Below are 13,095 nucleotides of genomic sequence, written 5' to 3'. Positions count from 1 at the left end.
TTTGCATGTCTCCTTTTAAGAGTCGAGCCGCACTACAATAAAAACCTTGAGCATTATCTTGGAAAAATAAGGAGGTTTTATTAGTTGAATTAGTTTGAGCCTCTTGAAGAGTCGAATTAATTGTATTAATTAGATCCATGTCATAGGTATCTGATTTTTGCGCCCGGTCAATAAGTTTGAGAATTTTACTAATTGGACAAGGCAGTCTTAACTCCTCTTTATTTGCATCAATAATAAACTTAGAGTCTTTATGTTGTTCTTTTAGTATGGAAGTATTTTCTGAATATATTCAAAAGAAGAATCATCTATAACGCTATAAACTAAAATAAATACTTCATTACCATTACGCCCCTCATTCTTAGTGTTCTTCTCGATGTGATCCTCTTGTGCTAAAATTGGGCGAATTTGGATAATTTCTCGTTGCATTAGGATCATTTTCTTTGCGTCTTAAATAGTCTTCTTCAAGTACCCTTAAGTGCTCTGACCATTGAGGTTTTTTTACTAAGGTTCATACCCCAACACCATCTTGGCCTACAAATCTTACACTTATTGGTTGTGCTTCAGTTTTGTTCAACATAATTAAGTCCTTATCAATAAACTCTCGTTTATCATGACAAGGCTAGCTTAGAGAAAGCTTAATAGGCCTGCACATAGTTACTATGTTAGAGATGGCGCTTGTGAATTTTTAATAATGCTGAACACTCATGATTTATTCAACAAAGCCCCTGAAGGGCAAAAGGAGGAAAAAGAGTCCCTTCTCCCCGCGAGCGGGGAGAAGGTGCCCGAAGGACGGATGAGGGGCTGTTGGTTCGAAGTTCCTTTCTGATATTTGCCCCAAAGGGGCTGCGTTGCTCAACCTCTTTGGGGGCATGTCTAGCCGCAGTACGTAGGCATGAGAAACTTAGCCTGACGGCTATGGCTATTAAGCCCAGCATGTGTGTTTAGATTAAAGGCTATAATACAATTCAAACTCAAATGGATGTGGCAGCATGCGTAACATTTGAATTTCCTCTTCCTTCAGTGCAATGTAAGAATTAATAAAATCTTTCGAGAACACATCGCCCTGTAATAAGAACTCATGCCCTTCTTTGAGATATTGCATCGCTTGTTCCAGAGAATTACAAACAGTCGGTACATCAACTAATTCCTCTGGTGGTAAATCGTATAAATCCTTATCCATCGGTTGACCAGGATGTATTTTCTTTTGAATTCCATCTAGTCCAGCCATCATCATTGCCGAGAAAGCCAGATAGGGATTAGCCATTGGGTCAGGAAATCGGACTTCGATACGGCGAGCTTTGGGGCTACTAACGTGTGGAATACGAATGGCAGCTGAACGATTACGTGCTGAATAGGCTAATAAAACAGGCGCCTCAAAACCAGGAACCAAGCGCTTATAACTGTTAGTTGCAGGGTTAGTAAAAGCATTTAATGCCCGCGCGTGTTTAATAATGCCACCAATATAATAAAGAGCAGTCTCAGATAAACCTGCATATTGGTCGCCGGCAAAAAGATTCACGCCATCTTTCATTAGCGATTGATGGCAATGCATACCATTACCATTGTCACCAACTAAAGGCTTGGGCATAAAGGTCGCAGTTTTGCCGTAATTATGCGCCACGTTTTGCACAACATATTTTAAAATCTGTAATTCGTCTGCTTTCTTGGTTAAAGAATTAAAGCGGGTGGCGACTTCACATTGGTTAGCTGTTGCTACCTCATGATGATGAGCCTCAACAACCATTCCCAAAGCTTCCAGGGTCAAACAGATAGCTGAACGAATATCCTGTGAAGAATCAACGGGTGGAACTGGGAAATATCCCCCTTTGACGCTAGGTCTATGGCCAATATTACCGCCTTCCATTATTTTCCCTGAGTTCCAATGCCCTTCTGCAGAATCAAGCTGGTAAAAGGCACCGCGCATGCCGATTTCAGAACGAACATCGTCAAAGATAAAGAATTCTGGCTCAGGACCAAAAAAGGCTTTATCAGCAATCCCTGTTGACTGCAGATAAGCCTCCGCACGCCTTGCAATAGATCGAGGGTCGCGATCATAGCCAAGGGTTGTTTGGGGATCGACAACATTACAACGGATGATCAGGGTATTATCTTGATAAAAAGGATCAGGAAGAATTGTATCTAAATCAGGAATAAGTGCTAAGTCTGACTGATGGATTTTTTGCCAACCTTTGATTGAGGAACCATCAAACATTTTGCCATTTTCGATGAAATCATCATCAATAGCCGATATAGGAACCGTAATATGCTGTTCTTTTCCACGCGTGTCGGTGAAACGTAAGTCAATAAATTTAGCATCATGTTCTTTAATTGCCGCATGCACTACACTGTTACTCATTGATCATCTCCAAGATTGACTAGTAAGCAAGTCTGGCCCAAGTGACTTGTGAAGTTTAATAGATTAAACTAAATCTTATTAAAACTGAATGTAATTCTTATGGGTGCCTACCAGTATCAAGCGTTGAATAAATCTGGCAGTTCTAGCAAAGGGGTCATCGAAGCCGATTCCGAACGACAAGCACGACAACTATTGCGTGAACAAGGTCTCGTTCCTACTCATATTCGTCCTCTGGCTAAGCAACAACAATCCCGTAAAAAAGATAAGATCTCAGCACAGGACCTGGCTTTGCTAACTCGCCAATTAGCAACCCTGCTCGCAGCAGGTATTCCTGTTGAAGAATCTCTTCGCGGGGTGAGTGAACAAACAGAAAAAGACAGGGTTCGTGGTTTGATCATTGGTGTTCGCTCAAAAGTGCTTGAAGGTTATGCTCTGGCGCAGGCTATGGGTGAGTTTCCCAATGCCTTTCCTGAATTGTATCGGGCTACAGTTGGTGCTGGTGAACAAACGGGGCGCTTAGATTTAGTCTTGGAAAAACTTGCTGATTATACGGAAAACCAGCAAGGTACAAAGCAAAAAATTCAACAGGCACTAATCTACCCTATTTTAATGATTGTTGTTTCAACAGGCATTATCAGTTTCCTGTTAGCTTTTGTAGTACCAAAAATCATTGAGGTTTTTAGCAGTAGCGGCCAATCGCTTCCGGCGATGACCCAAGTTCTTATTACCCTGAGTGACCTGATTAAGTCTTATGGACTCATCATCCTAGGCGTTTTTGTTGCCTTGCTAGCAGGCTTCAAAAAAAGCCTGGCTAATCTAAAAGTACGCACCGTCTGGCATAAGATTTTACTCAAGCTACCTATCACTTCCTACCTGGTACGCTCGGTAAACGTCGCCCGCTATATCCATACCTTTGGAATATTATTTGCTGCAGGTGTGAGTGTTCTTGAGACGATGCGCGTTTCCGCAAGCCTGCTTACCAATCTAATAATGCGCAATGCCTTTGACATCGCAGCTAACCGCGTTCGTGAAGGTGCTGCAATCAGTCAGTCTTTAAAGGATACAGGTTTCTTAAATCCAATGGCGGTTCATTTGATAGCCAGTGGCGAGAAAAGCGGACAAATTGCCTCGATGATGGAAAAAGCTGCTTCCCACATGGATAATGAAGTGAAACGCTTGATCGACACGGCCTTAACCCTTCTTGAGCCGTTAGTCATACTTTTCATGGGGGCTGTCGTGCTGTTTATTGTTTTGGCTACACTCTTACCTGTTTTCTCCATGGAACAACTGGTTGGATAGTAGTAGAATCGACAGCGATATTATTTTTGGATGAGGTTTTTAATGAGTAAGCAAAGTGGTTTTTCTTTAATTGAAATTATGGTTGTTGTGGTGATTTTAGGAATTCTTGCATCCATCGTAGTTCCCAAGATTATCAGTCGTCCAGATGAAGCGCGAGTTGTCAAAGCCAAGCAAGATGTTCTCGCTATTCAGAACGCGCTCGATCTTTATAAACTTGATAATGGTGTTTATCCCTCTACCGATCAGGGTCTAGTCGCTTTGGTAGAAAAGCCAAACTCTAACCCTGCCCCACGCGATTGGAAGCAATACTTGAAATCCTTACCTAAGGATCCCTGGGGACGTGATTATTTATATTTGAATCCTGGTGAGCATGGTGATGTTGATGTCTTTACCTATGGTGCTGATGGTCAGCCTGGTGGAACCGGTATTAATGCGGAAATAGGTAATTGGGATGCGCGCTAAGCGTGGTTTTACCCTGATTGAAATTTTAGTTGTAGTGATTATTATGGGCATTACCGTTGGTTTTGCCCTGCTTGCTTTCGGTGATTTCGGAGCAAGCCGACGAGCTACTTTAGCAGCAGAACAATTCTCATCGTTTATCAAGCTCGCCCAGGAGCAGGCAATCATTGAGGGAAGCACGTTGGGGATTGATATCAATAATTCTGGATATTCAAGCTATCGTTTTGTACAAGGTCGATGGCAGCAAATATCCGGCTCTAATGTTTTCCGCAGCCATAATTTTCCTGACAATGTGACAGCCAACTTGAGGCTCGGTATTAGAAAATCTAATAGTAAAGACCCTAGTATAATTATTAGCGCCTCGGGCGATGTATCTAGCTTTGTCATTGATTTTGGCACGAACAGAAATTCAGTCGTTACAAGCTTGAGCAACCGAGATGGCCAATTAAAACTACAACAACCGAAAAATTAAGATGACTAACCAGCAAAAATTAAAGGGATTTACGCTTATAGAAGTTTTGCTAGCCATGGCCGTTATCGCAATTGCCCTAACCGCTTTATTGAAAGCAACCGCACAGAATGTGGTCAACACCCAACGAATAAAGGAGAAGGCGATCAGTCATTGGATTGCTATGCAAGGGGTGGCCATGGTTCAACTAGATGTAGTGCAGATTCGCTCTAATCAGGAAGTAACAAAACTTACCTCAATGCTTGGCCAACGATGGTATTGGCGTGCCAAACTCAGTCGTACCCCTATAAAATCTTTAGAACAAATTACTATCACTGTCAGTAAAAATCAGGCTGGCCCCTTCCAGGATCCACTGATTGCCTTTAGGTATCATCCATGAAGAAAATAGCGGGTTTCACACTTCTGGAAATTTTAATAGCCCTTGCGGTTTTTGCGATTATTGCAACGATTACCTCATCGACCCTTTACCAAACCTTCAATACCAAGACCCGCCTTACCGAACAAACAGAGCGGCTCAATTCTTTGCAATTAGCCCTCATCTTGCTTGAACGGGATACACAACAAATTATTTTAAGAGATGTCCGTAACGATGAATCGCATGTCTATCCAGCCTTTATCGGCGAGTCGCAGTATTTTGAATTTACTCGAACGGGGATTGCTAACCCCGGTAGCATTAACAAGCAAAGTATTCTCCAACGGGTAGCTATCTTATGTAAAGGGAATAAACTTGTTCGACGTAGCTGGCCTACTCTCGACACGACAAGCCGTAATTCCTATGAGGATAAGGTATTAATTGATCAGATTTCAGGCTGCGATTTCGCTTATCTAAATAATAACTTACAGTCTTTAAAAGAATGGCATGCGAATGCCGTTCAAGCTAATCAAAAAGTAGAACCCATGCCCAAGGCTATTCAAATGAATCTTAAGTTGGAATGGGGAAAATTGAACTATCTCTTTGTCATTCCGGGGGCCTTATATGCAGGTTAAAAGAAGAGATAAAGGAACAGCCCTCATTTCGGCCTTATTCATCATGACGCTGGTAGCCATCGTAGCAACAGCGATGAGTACCCGCTTGCAATTAGATATTTATCGCACAAGACTGACTATTAACGGTGATAAGCTGAACCTTGCCTCGCAAGCTGTTGCATTTTGGGCTCTAACTGAGATATCGGCTCCTAAGCTCAAGTTTACACATAGCGATAACTCAGGGAAGTTAGCTGATTTTCCCAAAAAACTACAAGGCATTTATCCTGATGCTACTATAGATGGTGCACTTTACGATTTACAGGGGCGCTTCAACTTAAACGATGTTAGTGATAAAAAATACCAATTTACCTTTCAAGAACTCCTTAAAAATATTGCCGCAAAACTGGAACAAAATCAGCGGAATGCATTGACTGCCTCCCTGATTAGTTGGATAAGCCCTTATCAACCAGGGCAGGCTGATGTCGATCTTAGCTACTATCTAAAACAAAAACCGCCCTATTATCCTGCTCATCAATTTATGGTAAATATTTCTGAGTTCAGACTGCTTTCAGGGGTAAGTGCCAAACTTTATCTGAGCTTAAAAGATTATCTGACCACCCTACCCGAGGTAACACCGATTAATATTAATACAGCCTCCAAACCTGTTTTGATGTCCTTAGGGATGGGTTTAACTGGCAGTCAGGTTGATGAGTTAATTGCCGCTCGCGGTAAAAAAGGCATTCAGGATCTCACTAAAATTAATCCTCTGTTAGAAAAACTGCATATCCGTAGTGAACAAGTCACTATTGAAAGTAAGTACTACCTGAGTATTTCCAACGTCCACACAGAAAATTTAAGTCTTACTAGATACTCAGTACTCAAGCGCGAAAAAGATAAACAAGGCAAAATTACAGTGAGTTTAATTAGTGAAGGTTTGAATTCTTTTGAATGAGTAGTTGTTGAATGAAGCTTTTATTAACCCCTCATCCGCCCTTCGGGCACCTTCTCCCCTCCAAGAGGAGAAGGGAAAAATCTGGGGACTTCGACTCCTTGGAGGAGAGTGAGGGCGATGGCAGAGGTATTCTTAAAAGTCGTAGAAATTCGGATTAGGATGATTTTAGTTTATTCTATTTAAAAACAGTCATAGGGATGATGAAAAATGAGACATGGCATACAAGTTCTATTAGCCTCAATCCTGTTAACGCATAACTGCAGCAGCTATTCTGAGGACGAACCTGTAGTACTACCAATGTTTTTAGTAACTCCGATAGTAAAAGCCCCAGCAGTAATTTATTCTGGGCAGATCGTTACAGCAAGTTATCGCATATCTAATAATTCGCCTAATCTTCTAAAAAACAGTGGTTTGGTTAATGCCCCCTTTGGCTTAACTCAGGCTACAGGACCCGGTTTATGTAGCAAACCCTTTACTCTAAAACCAGGATCTAGTTGTTTACTTAAATTGCAAATTGTGGCTAATGAATTAAAGACCAATCTAATTGGGGGGCCTCTTATTTGCAGCAGCCCAGCCAATCCACTTTATTGCGCAGGCCCATCTGCTGGCAATGAGCTCAATATTATAAAAGAGAATAATCCTCCGCCGTCCACTGTTAGAATAACTGTTAGTGGTGATGAACATGAGCATTTCTTGCCTAATACCATACAAACTGTCTCCTATGGAGCGACACAAACTTTCATAGTAACTGCCAATCCAGGTTATACCCTTGACCAAGAGACTGGCGGGAATTGTATGAAAGGCTCTTGGTCTGGTAACAATTACACCACCGGAGCAGTGACTTATCCCTGCACCTTGAATTTCAAAGCCCTAATAAACAGTTATGCTCTATCAACCTCTGGCGAGAATCTAAAAGTAAGTCCATCATCAGTCTTAGTCCAATATGAGGGGAAACAAGCATTCACAGTCAGTGCAGACTCAAAATACAATTTATCGCCAGAAGTTAGTGGCAACTGCCCTGCCGGCTCTTGGCATGAGAATACTTATACTACTGGGGCGATAACAACAGCCTGCTTAGTGATCTTTAGCGCAATTGCTAAGACAGTACCTAATGCTCCAACCAATATTACTACTCAGCCAGCAAATTCAACTGTAACCCTAAGCTGGACACCGCCGGCAAATGATGGCGGCTCTAAAATTACAGGCTATATTGCTACTTCATCACCAGCAGGCCTAACCTGCTCAGCAAAAGATGCTACTAAGTGTGCAATTACAAACCTAACAAATGGCACAGCTTATACGTTCACAGTTAAGGCAATAAATGAAATTGGTATGGGACCTGACTCCTTTCCTTCTGGTCCAACAACCCCCGCAACCCGGCCAAGTGCTCCTGAGAGTGTAACTGCTGCAGCAACTAATGCTGCGGCTCTTCTCAATTGGACCAAGCCAACAACTGATGGCGGCGCAGCGATTACTAGCTATCTAATTACTCCCTATATCGGAACGAAAGCTCAGGTAGCAATAACCTTCAAGAGCAATGCTTTAACCACTACTATAAAGGGGCTTAACAATGATACTGCTTATACCTTTACAGTCTCTGCAATTAATGCAATGGGGGCGGGGGGGCCCTCAACTCACTCAAATGAGGTTACTCCTTTGGCACCAAGTACAGGAAAAAATAATTAGTTTAATGCTGTCATTGTGCCGAATCTGGCAAGATCGAGGGGGTAGACCAGCCATGCTTAAGTTGTAATAGTTCAGCCCTATCACTCTAACGCAGCGACATCCGGAGCGCAGCGAAGGATCTCCGGGATTAGCACGGTGCCACATTCAGGAGATCCTTCGCTGCGCTCTGGATGACGTAGTGCTAAGACACGGTTCTATCTAATCATCGTCCTCTTCATTCTCAGAACCAGGAGCAGGTATTTTAGATTTCAATTGATTAAAATAAGCATCGCCTGCTTGAACATCCTCCAGGCTTAAGGTCGGTTCAAGTTGCGATAGCTCTTTAGCGGCCTGCTCATTTTTATTTTGAGCAGCGATTTTTAACCAAGCATAAGCCTTAGGTAAGTCTTTACCAACACCTAAGCCTGCCATATACAAATAGCCTAATTTGCCTTGAGCAAGAGGATTACCCCGCTCTGCTGATTTTCCAAACCAAAAGGCTGCTTGCTCATAATCTTTATCAACACCCTGACCTGTCAGAAACAGTTGCCCTAGCTCTTCCTGAGCAATATTATTGCCCTGTTCTGCCGAAGCCTGATACCAATATGCTGCTTTCTGTGCATCAGCATCTACACCTAAGCCATTGAGGTATTGATAGGCTAGATAAGCCTGAGCATTTTTATGTCCTTGATTGGCGGCATTTGTAAACCAATAGGTTGCTGCGCGTTGATCGGGAGCAACCCCGTATTTGCCTGTGTATAAAAGTGCAAGACTATATTGACCCTTTGCATCGCCTTGCTCAGCCGCTTTTTGGTACCAGTACTGAGCTTGTTCCACATTCTTGCTGGTTCCGACACCCATCATATATTGATAAGCGAGATTAACCTGAGCCCTTGCATAACCTTGTTCTGCGGATTTTTTAAACCACTCATAAGATTTAGGGTCATCTTGTGTTACCCCATCACCAACCGCATACATGAGGCCAATATTTCTTTGGGCAATTGGATTACCCTGTTTGGCCGCCTTCATGTACCAATCAAAAGCCTGACGCAAATCACGTTTGACTCCCTCACCATTATCGTAAAGAAATCCCAAACTTAATTCTGCCAAGGCATTGTTCTTATCGGCTGCCTTACGGTACCAATCAGCAGCTTTAGAGGTATCTTTATTGACACCATAGCCATATTGATACATTCGCCCAAGCACATACATTGCATCATTATTGCCGTCTTTTGCAGCCTGTATGAGATGAGGATAAGCAGTTGTGTAATCACCGTTTTCGTAAGCTGAAAAACCAACTATTACATCCGCGAAAACTGAGTTAATGTAAAAACATGCAGCGAGTATTAGTATCCGCACGTTTTCCCCTTAATAATCCCTTCTACTTAAAATAGTAGGATATTTGCACAGCAAAGCAAATAAATAACCATATAATTTTTAGGAAAATATTCGTCTTATACACTAGATTACATCTTTGTACGGGACAAAACATAGAAATCCACTAACTAGCTCCGAATCCCCGCGGCTTGACCCATAGGTATCTACACAAGTGTCTGTAATAGATGAGCCCTGCCCCCCTAAGCCACGTCATCCAGAGCGCAGCGAAGGATCTCCTGAATGTGGCACGGTGCTAATCCCGGAGATCCTTCGCTGCGCTCTGGATGACGTAATGTTGAAACAAGGAAGGACGTGACCTTATTACAGACACTTGTGTAGATACCTATGGGCTTGACCGCGGGGTCTATGTATCTTTAGCCACAGGCAGATCCCGCGGTCAAGCCGCGGGAATTCGAGTTTTCTCTGAGATTTCACATTTTTTGTCCCGTACAAAGAGGTTACATATTTAACGTCAGTTATTTAATAATGTAATCGATGGAATTGAAGTGACACTGTTTTTTTCTCTTATGTTGTTTATAAGCGTTCTTAATTCCTGTTTATTATTGAGTAACCGCTCGTATTTGACATGTGAGACTATCTCATAGGGTAAGTAAATGTAATCATCAGTTCCTACAATTTTGTGACTAAGAAAAATTAAGCGTCGGCCCCCAGCTTGCTTGCATTTTACACTTAGGCAATTCAGGCCATATATTTTTATCCCATTTTGACCAAGACTGTCTTGCGTTAGAATTTTTTGCCTTAACGCAACTTCCTTAAAAAGATCAAATTCTTCTTTAGGCTCTATTTCAATATCCAAACTAATATATAAGTTACTGGTATTATTTAAGCAATATGCTGAAATATCAATCTCTTGGCTGTTATATTGAACCCTTAAGGAAAGTGAGGTTTGTTCAGAAGGATATGTTGCAACGGTATTCTGATGTTCGTTGCTATGTGTTTCTGAACTCGCACGATTTCGATGTTGTTCTAACCGTTTGTTAGCCGCTTCTATTTGTTGTTTTGCCCTGCTTTTATATTCAGCAGTAACATCATCTTTATTCGGTAGTGTTTCTTCAGCAAAAAATCGAGATGAATAAGTTTGGATAGTTTCTGAGGAGTTTTTAGAAGATGATAAAGAGAGGGCCGTAGTAGTTTTATTTGTATTATCAACAGAACTGCTATTGTCTTGAGGAAAGACAGAAGAGGAATGGGATTGGGGAACAGAAGATAAGGATATAGGTACTGTATAACTCGGTTTCGACTGAATGGATAGCAACTCAAGTTTTATCTTCAAAGAGGCGCAAGCATTTGTGAGGGTTTTTCTATTTAATGTGTAAATTTGCTCAATCTCATCCCCCTCTTTAAAATGATTTTCTATATTATGTAAAAAAGTTGAAACTTGATGAGTTATTATTAAGTTTTCTGCGTGTTCCTTTCCCATTAATAATTGTTGAGAAGTTTCATCGATTTCTAAGAATGCTTCTGAAATTTTATTAAGCAAAACAATGACTGTTTGACCGCGCGCGAATAACTGTTTATAGAGAGGTAATTATTCCTCAAATGAGTCTAATGCATCTTCAAAAAGGCTGAAACAACTTGAGTACAAGTTCCAAGCTTTAATAGGGGAAAGTTTATTTTCCTTTATCTTTTCTTCGATTAATTTCAAGTAAAAATCTACATCCACTCGTAAGGTATTTATCTCATCTGCTATCTCAAGTTTCGCAAAATCCGATGTTAAATAACTTTTCCTTGAATATTTACCAATTATGAATTGGTTCATTCTATTAGTAAGTGTGATGAAGCCAGCCTTATCCTCAGATTTTATTTTACAATATTCAGCTTCTAGGAAACTCATTAGCTGATTTAAAATAGAGAACATAGGCTGCGAATAGTCAATAAAAGGGAAAAGCTTTTTAAATTCATCATGAAATAGTACTTTATCTATAAGATAAGCACGTAAAAATACTATTTTTTCATTCAAATAAGGCTTAGGCTGTATTGCTTCAATCAAAGAATTATTGTCACTTAAAGCCATTAAATTGCTGGAAAATTGAAACACAATTCGTTCGTCAGACGTTTTTTTATCTGAAATGTTGAGAACCTTTTTGAGATCAGTTTCAATTGTAATCACAGGGATTTTTGGTTTTTTATCAGCTTTATACCCCATGTTTTTTTTGGCTGCTTTAGTAAAAAATTCCTTTGCAGTGCTCTGGATCCATGCTCTTGTATTATTCGGAATCTCTACTTCACATGAGACGATGATAGTAACTTTCTTGCCACTATCCTCAACTAAAGATTGGAATTTAGATGGATAGGGTGCCCTGGTGTTTTTTGTACAGGATAGGGCTAATCCAGTGCAAAGTTCGTCTGCTAATCTGACTATCTCATTGAATGTGTTTGCTGGGTTGAAGGAATCAATCGATCTCTTATTTTTCATTAAAATTGTTCCAAATTTACTAAATGGTTATCGTATTAGTGAAAAGGGGTAGGAAAACAAAATCTGTCACAATCACGAGCATGTTGCCCGAGCAAATATAAATTGAATTGAGCATAGATTAACAGTGAATTGTTTTCATGGGCTATTCCATGATGGAATGAGATTAGTGGGAGGGATGATTCATTAGGTTAAAACTGGAATGACTCATTCCTAAAATTCAACGCGTCTTAAATTGGTCTGGGCTGGTGAACTCCCGAATAATAAAATAATTGATGAGCATTTCATTAATGGGCTTAGTCTGCTGTATAAAATATATATTTCACGAAGAGTGGACTTAATCGTGCTCTAGAATCTATTGCGACAATGATTAGTGATTCTGAAAACCAACATTCTAGGTCACTACAAAATAACTAATAAGTCTGGTAGGAGTCTAATATGTCGAAACCCTATTGGGAAAGGGTATATAATCGCAAATTTTAAACCGTTTAAGGACAACTTAATGACTAAGCTCCCACAATGCCCACAGTGTAATTCAGAATATACCTATGAAGATGGTGAACTTTATATTTGCCCTGAATGTGCTCATGAATGGACAAAAAACTCAACTGAAACGATGGATGACACAGGATTAGTCATCAAAGATGCGAACGGTAATCTTTTACAAGATGGTGATACGGTTACGGTTATAAAAGATTTGAAGGTAAAGGGTTCATCACTTGTCGTAAAGGTAGGTACGAAGGTTAAGAATATTAGACTGGTTTCTGGTGATCATGATATTGATTGTAAGATTGATGGCATTGGCCCAATGAAATTAAAATCAGAATTTGTGAAGAAGACTTAAGGGTTTAAGAACCCTCATCCGCCCTTCGGGCACCTTCTCCCTAAATTCCCTTCGCCCCTATGGGCTTTAGCCGCTGCCATTAAGTTAAGGGTATTTGTCATTCCCGCGAAGGAGGTAAACCATTTCTACATTGGCACTCTGCTTAGCAAGAAATAGTTTCCCGCCTTCGCGGGAATGACAATACCTTCCTTAACTTAATGGCAGCGGGGGCTTTAGCTACCCCACAATGCTGGATTAAATATGATCAACATGATAATGTGCCGCCCGTTTTTAA

Annotated in this window: 13 protein-coding genes; 8 read left to right on the top strand and 5 right to left on the bottom strand. The window is 40.9% G+C overall.

The window, feature by feature from the left end:
- Nucleotides 1-261: 261 nt before the first annotated feature.
- Nucleotides 262-426: a hypothetical protein gene (locus BN1094_RS19900; protein WP_176695306.1), complete on the bottom strand. Its 165-nt coding sequence runs from the start codon at nucleotides 424-426 to the stop codon at nucleotides 262-264.
- 520 nt (nucleotides 427-946) lie between these two features.
- Nucleotides 947-2,356 (bottom strand): type I glutamate--ammonia ligase, encoded by a 1,410-nt coding sequence (glnA, locus tag BN1094_RS13140; protein ID WP_043874899.1) that lies wholly within the window; start codon nucleotides 2,354-2,356, stop codon nucleotides 947-949.
- 99 nt (nucleotides 2,357-2,455) lie between these two features.
- Here glnA and lspF point away from each other — a divergent pair, with 99 nt between their 5' ends.
- The 7 genes from lspF (at nucleotide 2,456) to BN1094_RS18925 (ending at nucleotide 8,187) form a co-directional block, all read left to right on the top strand.
- Entirely contained in the window at nucleotides 2,456-3,655 is a 1,200-nt protein-coding gene (lspF, locus tag BN1094_RS13135) for a GspF family T2SS innner membrane protein variant LspF (protein ID WP_043874898.1), read from the top strand.
- Between the two features lie 42 nt (nucleotides 3,656-3,697).
- Nucleotides 3,698-4,117, top strand: a complete 420-nt coding sequence (gene lspG / locus BN1094_RS13130) for a GspG family T2SS major pseudopilin variant LspG (RefSeq protein ID WP_043874897.1) — start codon at nucleotides 3,698-3,700, stop codon at nucleotides 4,115-4,117.
- Nucleotides 4,107-4,586, top strand: coding sequence for a type II secretion system minor pseudopilin GspH (gene gspH / locus BN1094_RS13125; RefSeq protein WP_043874896.1), 480 nt, complete (start codon nucleotides 4,107-4,109; stop codon nucleotides 4,584-4,586). Before lspG ends, gspH begins: the two co-directional genes overlap by 11 nt.
- 1 nt (nucleotide 4,587) lies before the next feature.
- The gene (lspI, locus tag BN1094_RS13120) at nucleotides 4,588-4,962 is read left to right on the top strand and encodes a GspI family T2SS minor pseudopilin variant LspI (RefSeq protein WP_043874895.1); all 375 of its coding nucleotides are present in this window, start codon (nucleotides 4,588-4,590) and stop codon (nucleotides 4,960-4,962) included.
- Nucleotides 4,959-5,570, top strand: coding sequence for a GspJ family T2SS minor pseudopilin variant LspJ (gene lspJ, locus BN1094_RS13115; protein ID WP_043874894.1), 612 nt, complete (start codon nucleotides 4,959-4,961; stop codon nucleotides 5,568-5,570). Before lspI ends, lspJ begins: the two co-directional genes overlap by 4 nt.
- Nucleotides 5,560-6,501, top strand: a complete 942-nt coding sequence (gene gspK, locus BN1094_RS13110; RefSeq protein WP_043874893.1) for a type II secretion system minor pseudopilin GspK — start codon at nucleotides 5,560-5,562, stop codon at nucleotides 6,499-6,501. Before lspJ ends, gspK begins: the two co-directional genes overlap by 11 nt.
- Nucleotides 6,502-6,708: 207 nt before the next feature.
- Nucleotides 6,709-8,187 (top strand): fibronectin type III domain-containing protein, encoded by a 1,479-nt coding sequence (locus BN1094_RS18925; protein WP_052403290.1) that lies wholly within the window; start codon nucleotides 6,709-6,711, stop codon nucleotides 8,185-8,187.
- Nucleotides 8,188-8,385: 198 nt separating this feature from the next.
- Here BN1094_RS18925 and BN1094_RS13100 read toward each other — a convergent pair whose 3' ends face one another.
- From BN1094_RS13100 to BN1094_RS13090, 3 genes are all read right to left on the bottom strand, one after another.
- A complete protein-coding gene (locus BN1094_RS13100; protein WP_043874892.1) occupies nucleotides 8,386-9,525 on the bottom strand; it encodes a tetratricopeptide repeat protein in 1,140 nt (379 codons plus the stop codon).
- Between the two features lie 490 nt (nucleotides 9,526-10,015).
- Nucleotides 10,016-11,044: a hypothetical protein gene (locus BN1094_RS13095; protein WP_043874891.1), complete on the bottom strand. Its 1,029-nt coding sequence runs from the start codon at nucleotides 11,042-11,044 to the stop codon at nucleotides 10,016-10,018.
- Nucleotides 11,045-11,092: 48 nt separating this feature from the next.
- Nucleotides 11,093-11,980: a hypothetical protein gene (locus BN1094_RS13090; RefSeq protein ID WP_043874890.1), complete on the bottom strand. Its 888-nt coding sequence runs from the start codon at nucleotides 11,978-11,980 to the stop codon at nucleotides 11,093-11,095.
- A 499-nt stretch (nucleotides 11,981-12,479) separates the two neighbouring features.
- Between BN1094_RS13090 and BN1094_RS13085 the strand changes: the two genes are divergently transcribed.
- A complete protein-coding gene (locus BN1094_RS13085; protein ID WP_043874889.1) occupies nucleotides 12,480-12,821 on the top strand; it encodes a zinc ribbon domain-containing protein YjdM in 342 nt (113 codons plus the stop codon).
- The last annotated feature ends 274 nt before the right edge of the window (nucleotides 12,822-13,095 follow it).

Origin of the sequence: Legionella massiliensis (assembly GCF_000756815.1) — a bacterium.
Taxonomy (GTDB): Bacteria; Pseudomonadota; Gammaproteobacteria; order Legionellales; family Legionellaceae; genus Tatlockia; species Tatlockia massiliensis.
Note: the sequence above shows the minus strand (reverse complement) of the source record. Positions and strands in the feature narration are given on the sequence as shown.